This window comes from Streptomyces kronopolitis, from assembly GCF_014646275.1.
GTDB classification, from domain to species: domain Bacteria; phylum Actinomycetota; class Actinomycetes; order Streptomycetales; family Streptomycetaceae; genus Streptomyces; species Streptomyces kronopolitis.
The window spans coordinates 190,678-213,229 of record NZ_BMND01000008.1 but is presented as its reverse complement, the minus strand read 5'-3'; the positions used below and the strand labels follow the sequence as shown (position 1 = coordinate 213,229).

At 71.2% G+C, this 22,552-nt stretch carries 16 protein-coding genes; 9 read left to right on the top strand and 7 right to left on the bottom strand.

All coding sequences use genetic code 11. The features are described from left to right. Positions 1-271: 271 nt before the first annotated feature. Entirely contained in the window at positions 272-3,457 is a 3,186-nt protein-coding gene (locus tag IEY78_RS12635) for an alpha-mannosidase (protein WP_189097763.1), read from the bottom strand. Positions 3,458-3,726: 269 nt separating this feature from the next. Here IEY78_RS12635 and IEY78_RS12630 point away from each other — a divergent pair, with 269 nt between their 5' ends. After that, complete coding sequence (locus tag IEY78_RS12630) at positions 3,727-4,200, top strand: ATP-binding protein (protein ID WP_373294139.1); 474 nt, start codon at positions 3,727-3,729, stop codon at positions 4,198-4,200. A gap of 68 nt (positions 4,201-4,268) precedes the next feature. Here IEY78_RS12630 and IEY78_RS12625 read toward each other — a convergent pair whose 3' ends face one another. After that, positions 4,269-5,345, bottom strand: coding sequence for a DUF2637 domain-containing protein (locus IEY78_RS12625; protein ID WP_189097762.1), 1,077 nt, complete (start codon positions 5,343-5,345; stop codon positions 4,269-4,271). Between the two features lie 1,027 nt (positions 5,346-6,372). Here IEY78_RS12625 and IEY78_RS12620 point away from each other — a divergent pair. Both IEY78_RS12620 and IEY78_RS12615 read left to right on the top strand, forming a co-directional pair. Then, the gene (locus IEY78_RS12620) at positions 6,373-6,624 is read left to right on the top strand and encodes a hypothetical protein (protein ID WP_189097761.1); all 252 of its coding nucleotides are present in this window, start codon (positions 6,373-6,375) and stop codon (positions 6,622-6,624) included. A gap of 704 nt (positions 6,625-7,328) precedes the next feature. Beyond that, the gene (locus IEY78_RS12615) at positions 7,329-8,651 is read left to right on the top strand and encodes a VanZ family protein (protein WP_189097760.1); all 1,323 of its coding nucleotides are present in this window, start codon (positions 7,329-7,331) and stop codon (positions 8,649-8,651) included. A gap of 472 nt (positions 8,652-9,123) precedes the next feature. On the opposite strand, the gene IEY78_RS12610 is transcribed toward IEY78_RS12615, so the two are convergent. Then, complete coding sequence (locus IEY78_RS12610) at positions 9,124-9,741, bottom strand: hypothetical protein (RefSeq protein ID WP_189097759.1); 618 nt, start codon at positions 9,739-9,741, stop codon at positions 9,124-9,126. Between the two features lie 445 nt (positions 9,742-10,186). Between IEY78_RS12610 and IEY78_RS12605 the strand changes: the two genes are divergently transcribed. Then, positions 10,187-10,609 carry a hypothetical protein gene (locus IEY78_RS12605; RefSeq protein WP_189097758.1) on the top strand — a complete coding sequence of 141 codons (423 nt, stop codon included), beginning with the start codon at positions 10,187-10,189 and terminating at the stop codon, positions 10,607-10,609. A gap of 150 nt (positions 10,610-10,759) precedes the next feature. Here IEY78_RS12605 and IEY78_RS12600 read toward each other — a convergent pair whose 3' ends face one another. Then, entirely contained in the window at positions 10,760-11,599 is an 840-nt protein-coding gene (locus IEY78_RS12600; RefSeq protein ID WP_189097757.1) for a (2Fe-2S)-binding protein, read from the bottom strand. Positions 11,600-11,844: 245 nt separating this feature from the next. Between IEY78_RS12600 and IEY78_RS12595 the strand changes: the two genes are divergently transcribed. Next, positions 11,845-12,540, top strand: coding sequence for a GntR family transcriptional regulator (locus IEY78_RS12595; RefSeq protein WP_189097756.1), 696 nt, complete (start codon positions 11,845-11,847; stop codon positions 12,538-12,540). Between the two features lie 14 nt (positions 12,541-12,554). Here IEY78_RS12595 and IEY78_RS12590 read toward each other — a convergent pair whose 3' ends face one another. The 3 genes from IEY78_RS12590 to IEY78_RS12580 form a co-directional block, all read right to left on the bottom strand. Beyond that, a complete protein-coding gene (locus IEY78_RS12590) occupies positions 12,555-13,430 on the bottom strand; it encodes a hypothetical protein (protein ID WP_189097755.1) in 876 nt (291 codons plus the stop codon). A 430-nt stretch (positions 13,431-13,860) separates the two neighbouring features. After that, complete coding sequence (locus IEY78_RS12585) at positions 13,861-14,715, bottom strand: hypothetical protein (RefSeq protein WP_229699893.1); 855 nt, start codon at positions 14,713-14,715, stop codon at positions 13,861-13,863. A gap of 352 nt (positions 14,716-15,067) precedes the next feature. Continuing rightward, on the bottom strand, positions 15,068-16,729 hold the full coding sequence (locus IEY78_RS12580; protein ID WP_189097754.1) for a PucR family transcriptional regulator: 1,662 nt from the start codon (positions 16,727-16,729) through the stop codon (positions 15,068-15,070). 265 nt (positions 16,730-16,994) lie between these two features. On the opposite strand from IEY78_RS12580, the gene IEY78_RS12575 reads away from it, so the two are divergent. The 4 genes from IEY78_RS12575 (at position 16,995) to IEY78_RS12560 (ending at position 22,541) form a co-directional block, all read left to right on the top strand. Beyond that, the gene (locus IEY78_RS12575) at positions 16,995-17,894 is read left to right on the top strand and encodes an FAD binding domain-containing protein (RefSeq protein ID WP_189097753.1); all 900 of its coding nucleotides are present in this window, start codon (positions 16,995-16,997) and stop codon (positions 17,892-17,894) included. Continuing rightward, positions 17,885-18,499 (top strand): (2Fe-2S)-binding protein, encoded by a 615-nt coding sequence (locus IEY78_RS12570; protein ID WP_189097752.1) that lies wholly within the window; start codon positions 17,885-17,887, stop codon positions 18,497-18,499. Before IEY78_RS12575 ends, IEY78_RS12570 begins: the two co-directional genes overlap by 10 nt. Positions 18,500-18,504: 5 nt before the next feature. Next, positions 18,505-20,892 carry a xanthine dehydrogenase family protein molybdopterin-binding subunit gene (locus IEY78_RS12565; protein ID WP_189097751.1) on the top strand — a complete coding sequence of 796 codons (2,388 nt, stop codon included), beginning with the start codon at positions 18,505-18,507 and terminating at the stop codon, positions 20,890-20,892. Positions 20,893-21,083: 191 nt separating this feature from the next. Further along, a complete protein-coding gene (locus IEY78_RS12560; protein ID WP_189097750.1) occupies positions 21,084-22,541 on the top strand; it encodes an NCS2 family permease in 1,458 nt (485 codons plus the stop codon). The last annotated feature ends 11 nt before the right edge of the window (positions 22,542-22,552 follow it).

The window sequence follows — 22,552 nt, the reverse complement described above, 5'->3', positions numbered from 1 at the left end:
GGAGGCTTCATGGCTGAGTGGACCAACCCCCGGTATGCCGCACTGGTGAAGGCGTGGCGCGACGCTCAGGACGAAGAGTCGGAGGAGGGTGCAGGCTCCAAAGTCCGAGGCTTCGTTCTCCCTGACATCGTCGACGAGCCCGGGAGCTAGCCCGGCAGCATCAGCCCCGTTCGCGGCCTGCGGACGGGGCTTCGCCATGCTCGTGGGTCCGAGATCGTCCTGCCTGAAACCCTGTGTCGCCGCTCAACCCGGAGGTAGCCGCCGGGCGCCCTCACCCCGTCGGCGGGTGCTGCGGGCGCAGGCGCAGCGTGAGGATCTGGAACGGGCGGAGTTCGAGTGCCAGGTCGGCGGTGGGGCCCTCCTCCTCGCGGTGCAGGGGGCGCTCCAGCAGGTCGGTGACGGTGGCCCATGCGACGGGGAAGCCGGGGGACAGGGTGCCGCTCGCGCGGCCGCCCCGGGACTCGTAGAGCCGCACGATCACATCGCCGCTGCGGTCCTCGGCGAGTTTGACCGACTCCACGGTCAGGGCCGGGTGGTCGACGCGGATCAGGGGTGGGACGGGCGGGGTGGCGGCGGTGCGCAGGGGGAGGTTGAGGGCCAGGCCCTCGGCGACGGCCTCGCCGGTGCCGGCGCCCGGCAGCAGGGCGTAGGTGAAGCGGTGGGTGCCCTGGTCGGTCTCGGGGTCGGGGCTGTGCGGGGCGCGCAGCAGGGTCAGCCGCACCGTCGTGCCCAGGCCGTCGGCGTGCGGGGTGCGGGTGACGTCATGGCCGTACGTCGAGTCGTTGAGCAGCGCGACGCCGTAGCCGGGCTCGGCGACCCGCAGCCAGCGGTGCGCGCAGATCTCGAAACGGGCCGCGTCCCAGCTGGTGTTGGTGTGGGTGGGGCGGTGGACATGGCCGAACTGCACCTCGGCGGTGGACCGTTCGGCGTGCACATCGAGCGGGAACGCGGCCTTGAGGACCTTCTCCGACTCGTGCCAGTCGATGTCGGTGCGGACGTCCAGGCGGTGCGAGCCGGCCCGCAGGGTCAGCTCCTGCACGATCCGGGACGCGCCGAACGCCCTGGTCACCCGTGCCGTCGCGGACAGCGGCCCGGCCGCGGCGAGTTCGACGGACTCGGCGTCGGTCAGGTCGGTGTGCCGGTTGCGGTAGTGCCGGTCGAGGTCCCAGGCGTCGTACCGGTTGGGGTGGTCGGGGTGCAGCTGGAGCAGATTGCCGCGGGCGCCCGGCGCCAGGACCTCCCGCCCGGCCTGCAGATCGCGCACGGACACCAGCAGCCCGTCGCTGTCGAGCCGCACCCGCAGTAGCCCGTTGTCGAGGGTGAGGCCGCCGTCGGGATCGGTCTCGGCGCGGACGGGCGGGGGCGGCGGGACGAGGGAGTCGGGCGGGCGGACGGCGGCCGAGCCCAGCGCGGGGACATGGATCGCGACGGCGGACGGCCCGCCCGCGTCCGGCGCGGGCAGCTCGACGATCTCGTGCCGGTCGTACGGCGAGGCGTTGAACACCGTCGGCGGACCGGCGCTCCCCGCCCCCGCCCCGCCCAGCGCGCCGAGCGCCGCCTCGATGATCCCGGTGAGTTCGGCCTCGACCGCCGCATAGGTGTCACGCGCCTCGCGATGCACCCAGGCGATCGACGAGCCCGGCAGGATGTCATGGAACTGGTGCAGCAGGACGGTCTTCCACAGCCGGTCGAGCGCCTCGTATGGGTAGCGGTAGGCGCGTTCCCCGTCCGGTGATGCGGAGTCCCCGTCCGGCCGCGCGGCGTCCCCGTCCGCCCGTACGGCCTCCTCACCCGCCCGCACGGCGGCCGTCGCGGCCCACAACTCCGCCTCCCGCAGCAGGTGTTCGCTGCGCCGGTTGCCCTGCTTGGTCTTCGCCTGCGAGGTGTACGTGCCGCGGTGGAACTGGAGGTACAGCTCGCCCGACCAGACCGGCGCCGCCGCCCCGTACTCCTCGTGCGCGGCCTCGAAGAACCGCGCCGGCGCCTCGACCGCCACCCGGGGCGAGCCCTCCAGCGAGCGCAGCCGCCGGGCCCGCTCCAGCATCTCGCGGGTCGGTCCGCCGCCGCCGTCGCCCCAGCCGAACGGCACCAGCGAGCGGGTGGCCCGCCCCTTGTCGGCGAAGTTCCGCTCCGCGTGGGAGAGTTCGGCGGCGTGCAGCCGCGAGTTGTAGGTGTCGACCGGCGGGAAGTGCGTGAAGACGCGGGTGCCGTCGATGCCCTCCCACCAGAACGTGTGGTGCGGCATCCGGTCGGTCTGGTTCCACGACAGCTTCTGCGTCAGGAACCACTTCACCCCGGCCAGCCGCGCCAGCTGCGGGAACGCGGCGGTGTAGCCGAACGAGTCCGGCAGCCAGATCTCCTCGGTCTCCACCCCCAGCTCCTGGAGGAAGAACCGCTTGCCGTGCGCGAGCTGCCGGGCCAGCGCCTCACCGCCGGGCATATTGGCGTCGGACTCCACCCACATCGACCCGACCGGCGCCCAGTTGCCGTCCCGCACGGCCTTCTTGATGCGCTCCCAGAGCCGCGGCTGATGCTCCTTGACCCAGGCGTACTGCTGCGCCTGGGAGCAGGCGAACACCAGCTCCGGGTAGTCCTCGGCGAGCTGGGTGACGTTGGCGAAGGTGCGGGAGGCCTTGCGCACCGTCTCGCGCAGCGGCCACAGCCAGGCGGAGTCGATGTGCGCGTGGCCGGCGGCCGAGACGCGGTGGGCGCTGGCCGCGGCCGGGCGGCCGAGCACCTCCGCCAGCACGGCCCGGCCCGCGGCCGCCGTGCCCGCGACGTCGTGCAGGTCCAGCGTGTCCAGCAGGTCCTCCAGGGCCCGCAGGATCTCGTGCCGGCGCGGACCGTCCACGGGCAGCTCGTGCATCAGCTCGGACAGCACCTCGATGTCGAGGATCAGCTGCCAGACGGTCTCGTCGAGCACCGCGAGATCCGCCCCCGCGAAGCGGTACAGCGGCGCACGCGGCGCGGTGCGGACATCGCCGAGGTCGGTGGGGGAGAAGTCCCCCAGCACCGCCGGGTTCGCTGCGGCCTCCAGCAGCAGCCGCACCTCCTCACCGCCGCCGACCGGGTTGCCGACGGGCACGTGCCGGTTGTACGGATGGATGCCCTTGAGCGGTACGCCGTCGGCGTCGTGGACCATCCCCTCGGCCTGGAAGCCGGGCCCGTCACCGCTGAAGCCGGGATCGATCACGGCCTCCACCCGGCGCCCCGCCCACTCCTGCGGGACCCGCCCCGCCAGCCGGAACCAGCTGGTGGACCACGGCGGCCCCCACGGCTCACCGACCGCGAACGGTTCGTACGCCGCCGCCAGCGCCTCGTCCACGGGAACGGGCTCTCCCGGCGCGTGCCAGACCGAGAGCCGCAACGGCACCCGCGCCGCGTACTGCGCCGGCCGGATGAACTGCCTCAGCGCCCGCTCCAGGCGCTCCTCCACCAGCAGTCGGTCGTCGTGCACAGCGGCTCCTCACGCTCGGTGTCCCCGTGCGCCGGGGGTGCGCCCCCCAGCGGACGGCCCGGGGAGAACCCCGGCGCGACCCGGTCCGGCCGGGGTTCCACGACGGGCTCCGCTCAGACATACCCACGCGGGGACGGGGGGCTCACCCGGCGCGCGGGGCGTGCACCGGTGACCCCGCGGGCGGAAGCATGGCGGCTGATCCGATGGGCATGCTGACCGTGAGGCTGTTCGAGGCAGAGCGCCGAAGTTCGTTGGGGGCGGGGGAGAGCATGCGTCAGCCTGTGCGGCGCGAGGAACGGGACAGAGGAGAGCAGGACGTCGAGGGGAGCCGGACCGGCGGATACGCCGGGCGGGCGCCCGGCATGCTGGAGCGCAAAGTGCGCCATGCGGACCTGAAGGCGGTCGGCGAGGTCCGCCGGGAGCTGCGCCAGCTGCTGAGCCGCTGGACGGTGCCGGGCGGTGGCGAACTCATGGAGCTCGCCACCCTGCTCACCAGCGAGCTGGTCACCAACGCTCTGGTGCACGCCGAGGGCGGGGCCGTCGTCACGGCCCGGGTCGGCGACCGGCTGCGGGTGGAGGTCCGGGACTTCGTCCCCGGCCGCCCCGAGCCCCGCGCACCGACCACCGACGGGACCTCCGGCCGCGGGCTGATGCTGGTGCGTTCCTTAGCCGACGCCTGGGGGGTCCGTGCCGAGAGCCTCGGCAAGAGCGTGTGGTTCGAGCTGGGCGGCGGACCGGCCTGACCCGGACGGGACCATTACGGGCCGGACCGTTCGATCCGGGGTGGCCGGTCGGCACGGTCCGCCACCGGTCAGCCGAATTGCCGTTCGATCTCGGCGAGCTTCTCCTCCAGGGAGTCCAGACGCGGAATCGTCTGGGTGTCGTCCTCGGCGGTGAGATCGACGGTCCGCGCGGCGCCGTCAGCGGCGCCGACGCCCCCGGCCTCGGCGCCGGACACGGCCTTCAGCGCCGGACGGGGCTGCGCCGACGGTTCCCCGGCGAGCGGCGGCTCCCCGGCTATGGCCGGGTCCGCGCCGGTCACCTCCGCGGCGCCCGAAGCCCCCTGCGTCACCGCCAGCTGCCGACCACCGCGGCCCCAGCTGCGGTGCTGCCGGTTGATGGCCTTGATCCTGGCCCGGTCGAGCTTGCCCTGCTCACGCCTGCGCAGACGATTCTGCTCGCTCTGCCGCCGGTCCTCGCGCACCTCCTCGACGGCCTCGTCCAGCGTCCGTACGCCCTCCAGCAGCATCAGCGACCAGGCGGCGAAGGTCTCCCGGGGCGCGCGCAACCAGCGGACGATCCGGATCTGCGGCAGCGGACGCGGCACCAGACCCTGCTCGCGCAGCGCCGCCCGGCGGGTCTGCTTCAGCGCCCGGTCGAAGAGGACCGCCGCCGACAGCGACATCCCGGCGAAGAACTGCGGCGCCCCGGCGTGGTCCAGGCCGCGCGGCGCGTGCACCCAGTTGAACCAGGCGGCGGCGCCCGCGAAGGTCCACACCAGCATCCGGGAGCCGAGCGCCGCGTCACCGTGGCTGGCCTCGCGCACGGCGAGCACGGAGCAGAACATCGCCGCACCGTCGAGCCCGAACGGCACCAGGTACTCCCAGCCCCCGGAGAGGTTGAGATTCTGCACGCCGAAGCCGACCAGGCCGTGGAAGGACAGCGCGGCGGCGACCGCCGCACAGCAGAACAGCAGCAGATAGGAGGCCGAGGCGAACACGGTCTCCTTGCGCCGCCGCCGCTCCTCGCTGCGCTCCCACGAGTCGTCCCCGGCAGACCGCGCGGCCGCCCGCCGCCCCCGCACCACCAGCGCCGCGGCCACCGGCACACCGATCAGCAACAGGGCCCCGGGAACCAGCCAATCCAGCGATATATCCGTCATTCTCATTCTGGGGTGCCTTTGCCTCTGCCTCGGGTACGCGATTTCCGCGACATCTTGGCGGAAGCCGCCGCCGTAACCGAGGCATTCGGAATAAGACGACGCCAAGGGGTGCAGTGACGCCACCTTCATTTCGAACTTGCTTTCAGAGCATAGGAGTTGCGTTCGAATGTGATCGTCCTGGTTGGTGACGCGAGGGATCGGGTTGCGAGGCTGAGTGTCGATTCGTGGCTACGAATCCTGTCGCGGGGTGGTCTGGTCGAGAGCGACCGTGGACGCAATGTGTGGCCACCTCTAGGTGTCTTTGGTGGCCCTGATGGTGACTTAGTGCTGGCTTTCGTGACGGTCTGTCAGTTCCAGTTCGATGTGTTCCTGGTGTTCCTGGTGTTCGTGTAGGCGGGTGGTCGCTCAGGGCGGGCGGAGGCTGCCGCGGATGCCCGTGCTGACTCGCCGCGCCGCTGAGACTGGCTTGTGACTGCGCCACGCAGGCGCAGTGCGCTTCGTCTCACGAAGGGGCTGGAATGCGGAAAGTCCACAAGGTGGGGTCGGGCGGCGATGCATCGCGTTCGCAGTTACCACTGGGAGGACTCTCCGCTTGCGTGAAGCGGACATCGTGTCTCTGGGCGACGGCATCGGCGAATATCTCCGCGAGACGCAGAGAGTCGAGTAGGTGCGCACCCTGCACCTCGCCGCTGCGGGTGGATTGAACCGTCCGGGGCGCGGGGTTGAGACAACGCAAGATGTGGCTGGCCGGGCCCTCCGCCATCGGCATGACCCTGAGAGGCCGGATCCACGTGAGCCAGCAGGCGGCCACCGTGTGCGTAGGGCGAGCTGTCTGGCATCGGCGCGGCCGCGTGGTCGCCGCCCATCGTCTTTGAGCCGCCGTCGGCGCCGCCGCAGGCGGTCAGACCCAGCGCCAGCGCGGCGGTGACGGCAGCCAGGGTGGCGGTGCGAAGTCACAGGGCTGATCGAAGGGGAGGCAAGCAGAGGGAAGCAGGAATGGCTGAGCAGCGGCACGGCCGCCGTGGACGGAGTGGTGATCGAAGGGCTTGGCGACGCGTGCCGGGCTCCCGGCGCACGGGTGCGGGCGGCCTGCGACGGGCCGGTCGGCTTTGCGGTCGTGGGTGACTGCCCCGTCACCCAGGAGGAGCTGAGCGCCGCCCTTCCGGCGGTGCGGGTGGGCAGATGGGCCGAACTCACCCGTTGGCCCGGCTCGTACTGGGTGGTCGCCGAGAACGGGCGGCAGCGGTTCGTGTGTGGCGACCTGGCTGGCTTCCGGGCCGTCTGAAGAACTCAGTCACAACGAGACGTGTGATGGCCGAAGTTGCTCCCACAGCAAGATCGAACACGTGTTAGAATCATCCTCGCCGTAAAGACGGTGTAAAGAATCGGGGGGAATTGTGAACTCACGCTATCGCGTGGCCGCTGCCATTGCGTCCGTCGTTACTCTTATGCCTTTCATGACCGCCGCCAGTGCAAGTGCCGCAGAGGCAAAGCCGGGGCTGGCTAAGGCGTCCGCCTCTTCCTACAGCTGCCCGCACGACGGGTACATCACGAACTGGGACGTGTGCACGTCGCTCGGTAATGGCGTTCTGCTCATGAACTCCACGAGCAAGGGAACCTACATGGACGTCTCATACGACAAGACGGCAGGCGGTTCCGTTTCCTGCAAGGTCGGCTATCTCCGGAGTGGTTCAAACCACTGGAGTGGGACCAAGACGTGCAGCACTTCGCTGATCGCCTCGGCGCACTGGTCGCCTTCAGCGTCTTGCAGCCCTGACGTTGGTCTCCTCCTTGCCGGTGGAACCACTTACCAGACCCCTCCCACCAGGAAGTGCTGACGTTTTTCATGCTGGTACGGCCTATCCTCATCGAGGGCTAGTCGGCCAGCTCAAGGTTTCACGGGACTGCGCCGTGATGCCTCACGCGCCCCCTTGCGGAAATCGCCGGGGGGCGCCGCACGTTCACAGAACCATGCCAGGGGAGCTTTCCATGCTTGAAGCCGTCTTCAAAGGCCATACAGCATTCACCCATACCGCCACCGCTATTTGCCTGGTCTTCTTTATAGCGGTCCTTCTCGCCTCGAAGAAGAGAACGGATCGCCCGCTTTCACTGGCGCTCTGGTGCGCTTCGATGCTGAGTGTGAGCCTCTTGACACTGTGGACCACGGGCGGCAGTCAAGGGTCAGGCAGGTGCGTTGTAAATCTCAAGCTCCTCGAACCCTTCGGTACCGAGCAGGGCATATTGAACTGCCTCATGTTCGTGCCAGTGGGCTTCATGGGCGTACTCGTAACGCGCAGGTTCCTTCCCGCCTTCGCCTGCGGCATGGCCCTCTCAGCTGTGATCGAGACCACGCAAGGCGCACTGCCCGCCATCGGAAGAGCATGCGACACCAGCGACTTCGTATCTAATTCTACTGGTAGCTTGCTGGGTGCGCTTATAGCGTTCCTTATCGTGCGATTTCAGAAAAGCGACGTGCCCCCCTGGCGAATCCGTGGGCTGGGAGCAGCAATCGCGTGTGTAACCCTCTCTGTGATTCTTGGGGCAGTCTGGGTAACCTCTATCCAGCCGCATTCCGTGAAAGCTACTGAGGCGGTAGGGGCGGCGGCCGGCGATCAGCGCAACGCCGTTGCCAAAGCCGTCCGCGAGGCATTCGGAAATCACTACGCGGTTGGCAACGTGCAATTCTCGTCCTCCCCAGATTCTGACAGTGGAACTGTCATGGCGAGCCTGCCAGTGGGGTTCGTCCAAATCAATTGGCCAGAAGGCAACGAGATCACGGCCAGCCTGGACATGTCGAACAGTGGGAAGCCGTCCGGTTTTCCAGTACCCGGAGCGCCGGCACAGGTCGCAAACTCGATGCAGGCGAAGCAGACTGCTGTCATGTACGCCGAGGCGCATTTCCCGTGGGCTATTCGAGACAGTAAAATCGAAATCTCGCCAGTCGGCGACAAGGCCGCCCTGGGCTGGCTCGTAAGTTGGCGCAGGCATCGAGATGCCGTACTCATGCCTATGCGACTGGATGTCCAGATCGATCGCAAGGGGCACGTGTCTCAACTCTCGACGCGCAAAGCGTCCGATGTCTCGGTCCCTCCCACTCACATCAACAAGCAAAAGGCACTCAAGCTCGCTAAGAGTGCTGTGCCAGGATGCCAAAAGGCCGAAGTAGGAGAATTGCTGGCTGTGCAAAAAGGCTCCAACTGGCATGCCGTTTGGCGTATCATGGTCACCTGCGAGCGGTCAAGCGTGATCGTCCATATCAATGCATCTTCCGGCGCCGTGGAGATGAAGGAAAAGCACCAAAATCCGGCCTGACGCACGAGCTCCGGGCGGCTCCGCAGCCCGGCCAGCAGCAGTCCTCGCACCCCGGAGTGGTGCGAGGACTGCTTTGCAACGTTCGGCGGCAGCCTGTTGACGTTTTGCTGACCGTCATGGGGCGAGGCATGCATCTGACCTGCGGTGTTGCGTCAACACTGCGGTATATCCGTCATTCTCATTCTGGGGTGCCTCTGCCTCGGGTACGCGATTTCCGCGACATCTTGGCGGAAGCCGCCGCCGTAACCGAGGCATTCGGAATAAGACGACGCCAAGGGGTGCGGGGAAGTCACCTTGAGATCGAACTGCCGTTCTTTGAGGGGCGATTGAGTTCGAGTGGGACCACTCTGACGGGTGGGGGGAGTGGTGTGTGGCCGGGACGAGGAGAAGCCCGCTGCCCCGGTGCGGGACACCGGGGCAGCGGGCTTCTCGGCCGCGGAGTCGGCGGGACGGGTCCCCGCCGGGTGGGGTGTCAGGCGTGGGCGCTGATGATGCCGCCGGAGCTGAGCACGATGTAGATGCCGTTGGCGTTGAGGCCGACGTCGTGCTGGTGGGTCTCCAGGGTGGCGGCGACGCCGTCGTGGCCGATGATCTGGGCGCGGTAGCGCAGTTCGCCGAGCTTGGTGACCTTGGCCTTCCAGCCGCCGGCGAGGGTGAAGGTGCCCGGACCCTGGTGTCCGCCGCCCATCCAGGAGTGGACCTGGCCATCGAGGGTGAGGGTGACGAACATGTCGTTGGCGTCGAGCCCGTCGTCGTGGCCGTTCGTCTCCAGCGTCGCCAGGACCTCACCACGGGCGACGATCTTCGCGCGGTAGTGCTGCTCGCCGAGCTTGGAGATCTCGGCCGTGCTGACGCCGTCCGCAAGACGCTGGGTGCGGACCGGCGACGCCGCCTTGGCGCTGGTGAGCTGCACCCCGGACCAGCCGCCGGCGGCGACCGAGTTCGACTTCGTGTGGCTGACGGGCTTCGCCTCGGCGGCGTTCGCGCCGGAGCACACGGCCAGGGTCAGGGCGGCGGCCGCGGTCAGGGCGGCGGAGGCCACGTACAGGGTGCGGCGGCGAGTGGTGCGGGCGGTGGTGGTGGAGTTCATCTCAGGTCCCCCGGGGTCGTTGTGGTGGTTTCCTCGGTACGTCACCCACTCTGATCGGGGCCACTAGCGTGAAGCTGCCGCTCCGCTAACACCTGGCTAACGCCCTGGTGAGAAGCGGGAAGATGGTGGTGAGGGGTTTCGAAGAGGCGGGCGGTGGCTGCTCAGTTGGGGTGTCCGGACTTCGGATTTGCGAACTCCGATAGCCGACATTCCGTCAGACCTGTTGCGTGGCCTACGTGTTCCCCACCTTGGTCTTTCGTGTTCGGTCGTCCGAGCTGAGAGGGGATCGGCCTGCTTGGTGCTTTGTGGTGGATTCGTAACGGCGGTGGGCGGGACGCAACGCGCGGGGCGGAAAGCGCATCTGGTGGGGCAGCGAGGCGCATCAGGCGTCTTCGCAAGGGGGTGGGTCTCGCTCATGTGGGGAGATCCACGGGAGGGAAGTCCGATGACCAGGACGAAGAAGACCGGGATGAAGGCGCGGGGCGGCCGGGTGGCCGTGATCGGCGCGATGGGTCTGGCCTCGGTGGCGCTGGCTGCCGCGCCGGCGTTCGCCAAGGGCGGTGTGGACATCACGGCACCGTCCACGGGGCAGGTCGGCAAGACCATCACGGTCAAGGCGCACGGCGGCGACGACAGCGCCGGTTACCTGCACCAGCTGTGCCTGGAGGAGAACGGCTTCGGCGAGGGCTGGCACCAGGAGAACTGCAGCGCCGTGGTCAAGGGCGATGCGCAGGTCACCGCGAACGGCACGTCCGCGCGCCGCGGCGATCTGCGATTCCGTGCCGTGCTGTACGGCCTGACCAGCAAGAACGACCAGAAGCCGGTGCGTCTGCACGCCTCTGATGTGGTGACCGTGCACGTGCGCTGATTCCGGTGGCGCGCGACTTCGGACAGTCGGCACGCACACCGTCCGAGGCCGCGCGGTGCAGGGGTGCCCCCGGCCCCGTGGTCGGGGGCACCGGCATGTGGGCCGGTGGCGCACCGCGCCCAAGTCCGCTCGGCAGTAGGGCAGTTGCGGTCAGGCAGTCGCCGTCAGGCGCTCGATGCGGGCCGTGTCGGCGGTGCGGGGGCAGGTGAGGCAGGTGTCCTCGGGGCGCAGGGTGTAGTACATGCAGCAGCTGGCACGGTCCCGGGTGGGCAGGAGGATGCCGTCGGGGGCGGTCAGGGTGCGGAAGGCCGCGGCGCCGATGTAGGGGGCGGTGGCGCCCGGGAGCAGTCGCTGGAGCGCGGCCATGGCGTGGGGCTCGTCGCCGAGCAGGTGCCCCAGGTACCAGAGGCCCTCGATGATCTCGTCGGTGGCCATGCCCCACAGGGCCCGTGGTCCGCGGCGCATCCGGGGGGCGAAGCCGTCCAGGACGGGGGCGAGGTGGGCGCCGACCGCGGCTCGTACCTCCGCGCGCAGGGCCTCCTCGTCGGGGACGACCCGGGCGCCGGGCAGGGCCGCGGCGGGATCGTCGGGAAGGCAGCAGAACGTGCTGATGCGCACCGCCATCCGTCCCAGCTCCCGCTGGAAGGACACGTCCTGCACGGGCAGCCGCGGGACCCGGCGGTGCAGGAACCAGGGGATGGTGATCAGCAGGCAGGCGGGCCAGGCGTAGCGGTGCAGGGCGAAGCCGGCGATGACGTCCGGGCGGGCGCGCCGTCCGTGGTCCCGCAGGATCTGGGCGTCGTCCCAGGCGAGGAAGGTCTCCAGGGCCTCGCCGCCGGCCGCGAGACCGGCCGCGCACACCCAGCCGTCGCCGCTGGGCGGGGCCCCGTCCCAGGTGGTCACGCGCAGGCCGGGGAAGACCGCCGAGAGCCGGTCGTAGGCGTCGGCGACGGGGTGGGCGGAAGGCGGAGCGGCGGGGGCTTGGGGCATGCGGGAGACCACCGAATCGCGATCGTTAGCAGGTAAGCCTTACCTTACCCGAGGGTTTACCCGCACGCGCCGCACACCAGTCCTCACACCCGGTGCGCACAGCGGCCCTGTTGCCGGTTCGGACCCCGGTCCGCGCCCCGGTCCGCACGCGGTGCGCGGGGCTCCGGGGGCGGTCCGGGGCAGATCGCGGATTTGCAGGGCGGCCCGCGCCGCCTATGGTGCTGGGAACGTCAGGAGGAATCGTCATGGAGCAGGGCACAGCGGAACCGGAGCCGTGTGCGCGGACATGGGTGCCCGCACAGCCCGGTCCCGGCGTGCCCCGGCGGCACTCCGTCCGCGGCCAGGTGCTGGCCGCGCTGCGCCGTGCGCTGGTGGACGGGGAGCTCACGCCGGGTGAGGTCTACTCCGCGCCGGCGCTCGGTGAGCGCTACGGCGTCTCCGCGACCCCGGTCCGTGAGGCCATGCAGCAACTCGCGGGGGAGGGCGCCGTCGAGGTGGTGCCCAACCGCGGCTTCCGGGTCGCCGAGCGCAGCGCCCGCGACCTCGCCGAGCTGGCCGAGGTCCGGGCGATGCTGGAGGTGCCCGCGATCGTCCGGCTGGCGCGGGCGGTGCCCCCCGAGCGCTTCGAGGAGCTGCGCCCGCTGGCCGCGGCGGGCGTGGCGGCGGCCGCCGGCGGCGACCGGGTCGGCTACGCCGAGGCCGACCACGCCTTCCACGAAGCCCTGATGTCGCTCACCGGCAACCGCCGGCTCACCGAGCTGACCGGCGATCTGCTGCGCCGCGCCCAGTGGCCGCCGGCCACCGGCTCCCGGCGCACCGCCGAGCTGCTGGCCGACGCCGCCGAACACCACACGCTGCTCGACGCCCTGAGCGCCCGGGAGTTCGCCGTGGTCGAGCGGATCGCCCGGGCGCACGTCTCGGTGGCCCACCGGCCGCTCTGAACGGTGTGCCCGGCTCAGTCGGGCAGCAGCTCCTCCAGGGGCAGCGCCGCGACATCGGCGGCGGGCCGGGAGAGATACAGATCGGCGTGGTAGAAGCCGTCGGCCTCCTTGCCCGTGGTGGACAGGCCGTGTCCGGCGAGCGCTTCGAACGCGCCCCGCCGCTCGTCCCCGTCGGCGAACCGCCGCTGGCGGAACGTGCGGGTGGGGAGCTTCTCGGTGACCAGTCCGGCCCGGGCCAGCAGCGCGGAGACCGGCCGGTAGGACACCGTCCGCAGCACGAACGCGGCCACCCAGGGCGGCGTGTCGACCGAGTCGAAGAGATGGCCGAAGGTCCGTGCGGTGATGTAGCCGACGCCGCCGGTGACGGTGATCAGGTCGGTGCCCGCCAGCGCGCGCCGCAGTTCCGGGCTCGGTGCGTCGGTCTCCAGGTTCTCCGCGAACCCCTGGTCGAGCAGGCCGACCTCGCGGGCGTAGCCGACGGCGCGGTCCGCCGCGTCGATGCCGGTGATGCGCACGGACTCGGCTCGGCGCCGGCTGGCGAAGAACGTGCGGTCCTCGTCGACGAGTTGACGGGTCGTCGGCGTGTCCGGGCGGAGCGCGGTGTAGCGGTCGTAAAGCTCGGAGAGCGACAGTTGGTGGTTGAGCAGCGCGGCGTTGACCCCGTATGAGCAGCAGAGGTCCACGACGTTCAGTGGTGGACGGTCGCTGCGGTGGCGCGTGAGGGTCTCGGTCACGGTGCGGAACACCGCTTGGCCGTGGTGTGGAATCTGGTAGTCCAGTGGCTGCAGGGTGGTGAAGTACCGACGGGGATCCGGGCAGTTGTAAATCGCCTCGAAATCCGCCTTGCCCCAGTCGGTTCCAGCGGTCGTCTTGGTCACTCCTGCTGTCATGTGGCCTCCTGAAGCGCTGAGCCAATGGGTGGGGGCTCAGCTGGTCCCGGACCAGCATTCCTGTCCCCGCCGCCGCCTCACAGTGCGACTTGCGGCCATTCTCGGGGTCTGTGGGGCATACGGACACACCCCTGCCCCGGGCCTTTGCCCCATGGTCCCACCTCCCGGTTCACCCGGCGCGTCGACCGCCGGCCGGTCCGGGAACCGTCATACCCCGGCCGATCCGCCCCGGTGACCGATTAGATCCGGCCAAACGGCGCGGGTGCCGGCATGGCCGAGTAAGGGGGGTTGACGGAAAGCGGAGGAATGCGTTTCGCCTGTGCGGAACGGCGACGGCCCACCACCCGCCGTGCACGGGTGGTGGGCCGTCACCGGGTCTCCCCGCGCCGCGCCGGGGCACCGCGCGCCCGCCGTGATCCAAACGACGTCCCTAGGTCGCCGTCACGGCCGTGGAGAGATGGTCCGCGAGCCAGGTCGGTACGCCGCCCATGAGGCGGAACAGCCGGGCCGCCTCGGCGCGCAGCCGGTCCGCGTCCCCCTCCGGGGCGGCGTCGGCCAGGGCCGCGAGCGCCGGTGCCGTGCCGATGAGGAAGCCCAGCTCCTCACGGATCCGCAGCGACTCGGCGAAACCGTGCCGGGCCTCCGCCAACTCCCCGTCCCGCAGCGCGAGTCCGGCCAGATGGCGCCAGGTGAAGGACAGCAGCAGGCTGTCGCCGCGCGCGGTGGCGCCGGCGTGCGCGCGGCGGTAGGCGGCGCGCGCTGCGTCCGGGCTGTCGGCGACATGCTCGGCCATCAGCCCGCGCCGGAAGTCCAGCAGCGGGCGGCCGGCCGCCGCGGGTGCCAGCAGCGCCGCGGCCCGGCCGAGCGCCGAGCGTGCCTCGTCGGCCCGGTCCCGGACGCCCAGGACGGTTGCGGCGTAGGCGAGATGACCGCGCTCGCAGGCCGCGCCGCCGCGCTCGTCGTCGTCGGCCGCCAGGGCCTCGGCGGTGCGCAGCGCGTCCTCGGCCGCGGCCCAGCCGGTGGCCGTGAATACACAGCGCTCGGCGAGCAGGGCCGCCCGGCGCAGCGCCGACGGGGCGTGGCGGACGGCGTGCGGCTCCAGCAGGGCCGCCGCGTCGTCCCAGCAGCCGCGGGAGCGCAGTCGCCAAACGGCACGGTCGAGGGGATCGTCCCCCTCGACCGTGCCGAGTGCTGGTATGTCCGGTGCGGATGCGGGCCTCGGTACCGTGACCGGCACCGGATCCGCAGAACTGACCGGATCCACGGGATCCGCGGATTCTGGCATGGCGGTATCCGCCACATTGCCCTCCCCAAGCGCGCCATTGAGCTGGAAATCGGAAGCCGTGCGCGCATCTCAGCACGAATTCCGTCGCCGGGCCAAGGGGGCGGGTGAATGATTTCACAATCACCCGGGGCGCGGTCCGGGCCGGGCGTGCGGCCCTGATCGGGCGTATCGCGGCGCGAGCGCGGGCGGCCGCGGTCGCACACCGCCGAGGCGAAGCCGCCCGATCGAGTTACCCCGAACGGCCCAGCGCGGCCCGCCGGATCGCACCGGCCGGCCGCGGGCGGGGCGGTGGACGGCGCACCGCCGAACGGGGCACGGCGCGACCGGCCGCGACGCCACCGGCCTGGCGCGGTCAGCTCATCCGCAGCGCGAGGAAGAAGTCGAGCTTGTCCTCCAGGCGGGACAGATCGCGTCCGGTGAGCTGCTCGATCCGGCCGACGCGGTAGCGGAGCGTGTTGACGTGCAGGTGGAGGCGGGTGGCGCAGCGGGTCCAGGAGCCGTCGCAGTCCAGGAACGCCTCCAGCGTCGGGATGAGTTCGGCGCGGTGCTTGCGGTCGTACTCGCGCAGCGGGTCCAGCAGCCGGGCGGTGAAGGCGCGGCGGACGTCGTCCGGGACGAACGGCAGCAGCAGGACGTGCGAGGCCAGCTCCTCGTGCCCGGCGGCGCAGACCCGGCCGGAGCGGGCGGCGGCGACCCGGCGGGCGTGCCGGGCCTCCTCCAGGGCGCCGCGCAGGCCCTCCGCGGAGTGCACGGCGGCGCTCACCCCGACCGTCAGCCGCCCGTCGTCCGACAGTCCGCGGCCGAGCGGCTCCTGGACGACGCGGAGCAGCTCCGCGGCGCGCAGCCCCGTCGCCGAGGAGTCCCCGGACTCGTCCGGGACGGGCATCGGCACCAGCGCCACCGCGTCGTCGCCGGTGTGCGCCACGGCGATGCGGTCGGAGGGCTCGGGGCCGGCCGTGCCGGGGTCGACCAGCATCTCCTCCAGCAGGCTCTGCGCCACCGGGCCGCCGGGGACGTCGCCGTCCTCCCACTCGACCCGGGCCACCACGATCTGCCAGTGCGGCGCGGTGCCCAGACCGGGCAGCAGCACAGGGGCGGCCACCCGCAGCCGGGCCGCGATCTCGGCGGGCGGGGCGCCGGTCTGGACCAGCTCCAGCACCTCCTGGGCGAGCCGGCGGCGCACCGTGCGCGCCGCGTCGCGCCGGTCGCGTTCCACCGCGATCAGCTGGGTGACGCCGTGCAGCAGGTCCAGCCGCTCCTCGGACCACTCGCCGGCGTCCGCCTCGACGGCCAGCAGCCAGTCGCTCAGCAGCGTCCGGCGCAGGTCACGGCCCTCCTGGCGGACCGGGAACAGCGAGTAGGTGACTCCCGCGAGGGTGACGCGGTGCGGGCCGCGCCGGCCGCTGCGGGCGGCCGCCAGATGCTCGCCGGCGAGCCGCGCGGCCAGCTCGCCGGAGAGCTCCGGCCCGGCGTCCGCCAGCGTCGAGCCGGCGATCTGCCGCCCGGTGGGGGAGAGCACCCAGGCCCGCAGGTCCAGGTCGGAGCCGAGCAGGTCCAGCACCACCTCCGGACCGCCGCCCGTGGGGCCCGACGTCATCAGCCGCCGGTGGCGGTCCACCACGGCCGCCAGGTCGCCGGCCCGCTCGCTGGAGACCTGGCGGACGACGTGCTCGGTGATGGAGGCGAACGAGACGTCCTCGACCACCGAGAACAGCGGCAGCCGGTGCTGGGCGCAGGCCTGGATCAGGTCGTCGGGGACCGAGCCCAGCTCGGCCTCGCCCGCCGCGAGTCCGGCGACGCCCGCGGCGGCCAGGATGCGCACGAAGGGTTCGGAGTCCGCCGGCTCGCGGCGCCAGGCCAGGCCGGTCAGAACCAGTTCGCCGCCGGACAGATAGCGGCTGGGATCGCGCAGATCGGTGGTCATCACGCCGCGTACCGTGCGGTCCAGTTCGTCCTCACCCCCGAGGAGCCGAAGGCCCAGGGTGGGGGTGTCCAGGAGTACGCGGAGCCGCATGACCTCGCCCGCCGTTCTTTGCTGTCTGGTGTTACCGGTGGAATGCCGCGAGGTTTCCGAGCCTCGACTTTCGTTCGAATCTACAAGACAGGTGGCCTGGCCAGCCAACCGCTTCATGGTTTCGGTGACTGCACCGGACGGGTGCCGGGCGCGTTCACTGAGCCCATCACATGAACAGGGCATGAATCGCTCCGTGGCGGTGAGCGCGCCGCATCCGCACCATGAAGCACCGAGCGACCGATTACATTCGTAGAAGAGGCCACCCATGGACTTCCTTCGCCCCGCCAGCTGGGAGGAGGCGCTCGCCGCCAAGGCCGAGCACCCCACCGCTGTGCCCATCGCGGGCGGCACGGACGTGATGGTCGAGATCAACTTCGACCACCGCCGCCCGGAGTACCTGCTCGACCTGAACCGCATTGGTGATCTCGACGAGTGGGAGGTCGGCGAGCGGACCGTCCGGCTGGGCGCCTCGGTGCCCTACACCCAGATCATGGAGAATCTGCGGGCCGAACTCCCCGGCCTGGCCCTGGCCTCGCACACGGTGGCCTCCCCGCAGATCCGCAACCGCGGCGGCGTCGGCGGCAACCTCGGCACCGCCTCGCCGGCCGGCGACGCCCACCCCGCCCTGCTCGCCGCCGGCTGCGAGGTCGAGGTCGAGTCGCTGCGCGGCCGCCGGATGATCCCGATCGACGACTTCTACACGGGCGTCAAGCGCAACGCGATGGAGCCCGACGAGCTGATCCGTGCGGTGCATCTGCCCAAGGCCGACGGCCCGCAGCAGTTCTCCAAGGTCGGCACCCGCAACGCCATGGTCATCGCGGTCTGCGCCTTCGGCATCGCGCTGCACCCCGGGACCCGCACGGTGCGCACCGGCATCGGCTCCGCCGCGCCCACCCCCGTACGGGCCCGGGCGGCCGAGGAGTTCCTCGCCGCGGCGCTGGAGGAGGGCGGCTTCTGGGAGTCGGGCCAGGCCCTTCCGCCGTCGCTCGCCCAGCAGTTCGCGCAGCTCGCCGCCGGCGCCTGCAACCCCATCGACGACGTGCGCGGCAGCGCCGCGTACCGCCGGCACGCGGTCGGCATCATGGCGCGCCGCACCCTCGGCTGGACCTGGGAGTCCTACCGCGGCGGCGCCCACGGCACCAAGGGAGGCGCACAGTGCGCGTGACATTCACCGTCAACGGCCGCCGGCAGGAGGCCGACGACGTATGGGAGGGCGAGAGCCTGCTCTACGTCCTCCGCGAGCGGATGGGCCTGCCGGGCTCCAAGAACGCCTGCGAACAGGGCGAATGCGGCTCCTGCACGGTCCGTCTGGACGGGGTGCCGGTCTGTTCCTGCCTGGTCGCGGCCGGCCAGGTCGAGGGCCGCGACGTGGTGACCGTGGAGGGGCTGGCGGACTTCGCCCGGCAGCGCGCCGAGCGGGGCGGCTGCGCCGGCGGCGTCTGCGGCACCGGCCTGGACGAGGCCAAGCGGTGGGCGGCCAAGCCCGCCGCCGAGGAGCAGGCGGGCGGGCAGAGCGGCGGGCCGGGCGAACTCTCCCCGATCCAGCAGGCGTTCATCGACGCCGGCGCCGTCCAGTGCGGATTTTGCACCCCGGGTCTGCTGGTCGCCGCCGACGAACTGCTGGAGCGCAACGACTCCCCGTCGGACGCCGACATCCGTGAGGCGCTGTCGGGCAACCTGTGCCGCTGCACGGGCTACGAGAAGATCCTCGACGCGGTCCGGCTGGCGGCCGCCCGCGGCGAGTCCCGTACCGCCGGACAGGGGGCCTGATCGCCATGGCAGGTGTCACCCGCACCCCCACCCACCTCACCCAGGGGGGCAAGACCCGGGCCGGCATCGGGGAGTCCACCCTGAGGCCCGACGGCACCCTCAAGGTGACCGGCGAATTCGCCTACTCCTCGGACATGTGGCACGAGGACATGCTCTGGGGCCACACCCTGCGCAGCACCGTCGCCCACGCCGAGATCCGCTCCATCGACACCGGCGAGGCGCTGGCGACCCCCGGGGTCTACGCCGTGCTGACCTACGACGACCTGCCCACCGACGTGAAGAACTACGGCCTGGAGATCCAGGACACGCCGGTGCTGGCCCACGGCAAGGTGCGCCACCACGGCGAGCCGGTGGCGCTGGTCGCCGCCGACCACCCGGAGACCGCGCGCCGCGCCGCCGCCAAGATCAAGATCGACTACCGCGAACTGCCGGTCGTCACCGACGAGGCCTCCGCCACCGCCGAGGGCGCACCGCTGGTCCACGAGAACCGCACCGACCACCACATCGGGCACGTGCCGCACCCCAACATCGTGCACCGCCAGCCGATCATCCGCGGCGACGCCGACGAGGCCGCGAAGCGGGCCGATGTCATCGTCTCCGGCGAGTACGTCTTCGGCATGCAGGACCAGGCCTTCCTCGGCCCGGAGTCCGGCCTCGCGGTGCCCGGTGAGGACGGCGGCGTCGACCTGTACGTCGCCACCCAGTGGCTGCACTCCGACCTGCGGCAGATCGCCCCGGTCCTCGGCCTGCCCGAGGAGAAGGTGCGGATGACGCTCTCCGGCGTCGGGGGCGCGTTCGGCGGCCGCGAGGACCTGTCGATGCAGATCCACGCCTGCCTGCTGGCGCTGCGCACCGGCAAGCCCGTCAAGATCGTCTACAACCGCTTCGAGTCCTTCTTCGGCCACGTCCACCGGCACCCGGCCCGGCTCTGGTACGAGCACGGCGCCACCAAGGACGGCAAGCTCACCCACATGAAGTGCCGGATCGTGCTGGACGGCGGCGCCTACGCCTCCGCCTCCCCGGCCGTCGTCGGCAACGCGTCGTCCCTGTCGGTCGGTCCGTACGTCGTCGAGGACGTCGACATCGAGGCCCTCGCGCTGTACTCCAACAACCCGCCCTGCGGGGCGATGCGCGGCTTCGGCGCGGTCCAGGCGTGCTTCGCCTACGAGGCGCAGATGGACAAGCTCGCCGCGAAGCTGGGGCTGGACCCGGTCGCGTTCCGGCAGCTCAACGCCATGGAGCAGGGCACGCTGCTGCCGACCGGCCAGCCCGTCGACTCGCCCGCGCCGGTCGCCGAACTGCTGCGCCGGGTCAAGGCGATGCCGCTGCCTCCCGAGCAGCAGTGGCGCACCGCCGGCGCGGGCGCCGATGTCCGCGCGCTGCCCGGCGGGCTCTCCAACACCACCCACGGCGAGGGGGTGGTCCGCGGCATCGGCTACGCCGTCGGCATCAAGAACGTCGGCTTCTCCGAGGGCTTCGACGACTACTCCACCGCCCGGGTGCGGATGGAGGTCATCGGCGGCGAACCGGTCGCCACCGTCCACACCGCGATGGCGGAGGTCGGCCAGGGCGGCATCACCGTGCACGCCCAGATCGCCCGCACCGAACTGGGCGTCCAGCAGGTGACCATCCACCCGGCCGACACCCAGGTCGGCTCGGCCGGCTCCACCTCCGCCTCCCGGCAGACGTATGTGACCGGCGGCGCGGTGAAGCACAGCTGCGAGGCGGTGCGCGAGAAGGTCCTCCAGAAGGGCCGCGCCAAGTTCGGCACGTACCACCCCGCCTGGGCCACCGCCGAGCTCCTGCTGGAGGGCGGCAAGGTCACCACCGACGGGGGCGAGGTCCTGGCCGATATCGCGGACGTCCTGGAGGACGAGGCGATCGACCTGGAGCTGGAGTGGCGGCACCGCCCCACCGAGGCCTTCGACCTGCGCACCGGCCAGGGCAACGGCCACGTCCAGTACTCCTTCGCCGCCCACCGCGCGGTCGTCGAGGTGGACACCGAACTCGGCCTGGTGAAGGTCATCGAGCTGGCCTGCGCCCAGGACGTCGGCAAGGCGCTCAACCCGCTGTCCGTCGTCGGCCAGATCCAGGGCGGCACCACCCAGGGCCTGGGGGTGGCCGTCATGGAGGAGATCATCGTCGACCCGAAGACCGCGAAGGTGCGCAATCCGTCCTTCACGGACTACCTCATCCCCACGATCCTCGACACCCCGACCATCCCGGTCGATGTGCTCGAACTCGCCGACGAGCACGCCCCGTACGGGCTGCGCGGCATCGGCGAGGCCCCCACCCTGTCGTCCACCCCGGCCGTCCTCGCGGCGATCCGGAACGCGACCGGACTGGAGCTCAACAAGACGCCGGTGCGCCCCGAGCACCTCACCGGCACGTAGCTACCTCCGGGCGGTGCGGCCGGTCTGCCGCGCGCACCGCCCGGAGGCCCGCACCACGCAGTCACTGCTCCGCCCCGCACGGAGTCAGTACCCGTTCGTCTCGGGCCGTCCCCCGGGTCGTGCAGCCGAAGCGTCATCCCAAATCTCGCATCCGATGCGAGGGCCCCTGTGAACCTTGGGAGTAAGGCATCATGACCCAGCAGTCCACCGCGCCGCGGACCACGGCGGACGACGCGGGCGCCGGCTCGCGTCAGCCCGCCGGCCGTTCCTGGCTCGACCGGTACTTCCACATCTCCGACAGAGGATCGACGTTCGCCCGCGAACTGCGCGGCGGCATCACGACCTTCATGGCGATGTGCTACATCCTGCTGCTCAACCCGCTGATCCTGTCGACCCCGGACGTCGAGAAGAACACCCTCGCGCACGCCGGTGTGGTGACCGCGACCGCGTTCGCCGCCGCGGTGTCCACCCTGCTGATGGGCTTCGTCGGCAAGGTGCCGCTGGCGCTGGCGGCCGGGCTCAACGTCTCCGCCGCGCTGACCGCCCAGGTGGTCCCGCACATGACCTGGCCGCAGGCGATGGGCATGTGCGTGATCTACGGCGTGATCATCTGCCTGCTGGTGGTCACCGGCCTCCGCGAGATGATCATGAACGCCATCCCGCTGGCGCTCAAGCACGCGATCACCATGGGCATCGGGATGTTCGTCGCCCTGCTCGGCCTGGTGAAGGCCGGCTTCGTGGGCAAGGGCGAGGGCGGCCCGGTCACCCTCGGTCTGAACGGGCAGCTCTCCGGCTGGCCGGTCCTGTTCTTCTGTGTCACGCTGTTGTTGATCTTCATGTTGCAGGCGCGCAAGGTGTCCGGTGCCATCCTCTACGGCATCGTGGCCGGCAGCGTCCTGGCCATCGCCGCCACCAGGATCGGCGGACTGACGGCCAAGGACTGGGGCGGGACGCCTCCGGAACTGAGCGGCAGTGCGGTGTCGATGCCCGACTTCGGCCTCTTCGGCCATGTGGAATTCGGCGGCTGGGGCTCGATCGGAGCCCTCGGCGTGGGCATGATCGTGTTCACGCTGGTGCTGGCCGGCTTCTTCGACGCGATGGCCACCATCATCGGCGTCGGCACCGAGGCCCAGCTGGCCGACGACGAGGGCCGGATGCCGGGGCTGTCCAAGGCGCTGTTCGTGGACGGCGCGGGCGGGGCGATCGGCGGGCTGGCCGGCGCCTCCGGCCAGACCGTGTTCATCGAGTCGGCGAGCGGCGTCGGCGAGGGCGCGCGGACCGGCCTGTCGTCCGTCGTCACCGGACTGCTCTTCGCGGCCTGCCTGTTCTTCACCCCCGTCACCCAGCTGGTGCCGGCCCAGGTGGCCTCGGCCGCCCTCGTCGTCATCGGCTCGATGATGATGAGCGCCGCCGGACACGTGGACTGGCGCGACCGCGCGGTGTCCATCCCGGTCTTCCTGACCGTCGCCCTGATGCCGTTCACCTACAGCATCACCGCGGGGGTCGGCGGCGGCGTCCTCGCCTACAGCGCCATCAAGGCCGCCCAGGGCAGGTGGCGCGAGGTCGGCGGCTTCATGTGGGCGCTGTCCGCGATCTTCCTCGTCTACTTCTCGCTCCATCCGATCGAGCAGTGGCTGGGCGTCAAGTAGCCGCCCGCCCG

Bases quoted from the DNA above. Each gene is read 5' to 3' on its own strand.
- IEY78_RS12565 (WP_189097751.1), top strand. From the start codon at position 18,505: ATGGCAGGTGTCACCCGCACCCCCACCCACCTCACCCAGGGGGGCAAG.
- IEY78_RS12580 (WP_189097754.1), bottom strand. From the start codon at position 16,729: ATGCGGCTCCGCGTACTCCTGGACACCCCCACCCTGGGCCTTCGGCTC.
- IEY78_RS12600 (WP_189097757.1), bottom strand. From the start codon at position 11,599: ATGCCCCAAGCCCCCGCCGCTCCGCCTTCCGCCCACCCCGTCGCCGAC.
- IEY78_RS12610 (WP_189097759.1), bottom strand. From the start codon at position 9,741: ATGAACTCCACCACCACCGCCCGCACCACTCGCCGCCGCACCCTGTAC.
- IEY78_RS12605 (WP_189097758.1), top strand. From the start codon at position 10,187: ATGACCAGGACGAAGAAGACCGGGATGAAGGCGCGGGGCGGCCGGGTG.
- IEY78_RS12630 (WP_373294139.1), top strand. From the start codon at position 3,727: ATGCGTCAGCCTGTGCGGCGCGAGGAACGGGACAGAGGAGAGCAGGAC.
- IEY78_RS12615 (WP_189097760.1), top strand. From the start codon at position 7,329: ATGCTTGAAGCCGTCTTCAAAGGCCATACAGCATTCACCCATACCGCC.
- IEY78_RS12560 (WP_189097750.1), top strand. From the start codon at position 21,084: ATGACCCAGCAGTCCACCGCGCCGCGGACCACGGCGGACGACGCGGGC.
- IEY78_RS12595 (WP_189097756.1), top strand. From the start codon at position 11,845: ATGGAGCAGGGCACAGCGGAACCGGAGCCGTGTGCGCGGACATGGGTG.
- IEY78_RS12585 (WP_229699893.1), bottom strand. From the start codon at position 14,715: ATGCCAGAATCCGCGGATCCCGTGGATCCGGTCAGTTCTGCGGATCCG.
- IEY78_RS12575 (WP_189097753.1), top strand. From the start codon at position 16,995: ATGGACTTCCTTCGCCCCGCCAGCTGGGAGGAGGCGCTCGCCGCCAAG.
- IEY78_RS12590 (WP_189097755.1), bottom strand. From the start codon at position 13,430: ATGACAGCAGGAGTGACCAAGACGACCGCTGGAACCGACTGGGGCAAG.
- IEY78_RS12625 (WP_189097762.1), bottom strand. From the start codon at position 5,345: ATGAGAATGACGGATATATCGCTGGATTGGCTGGTTCCCGGGGCCCTG.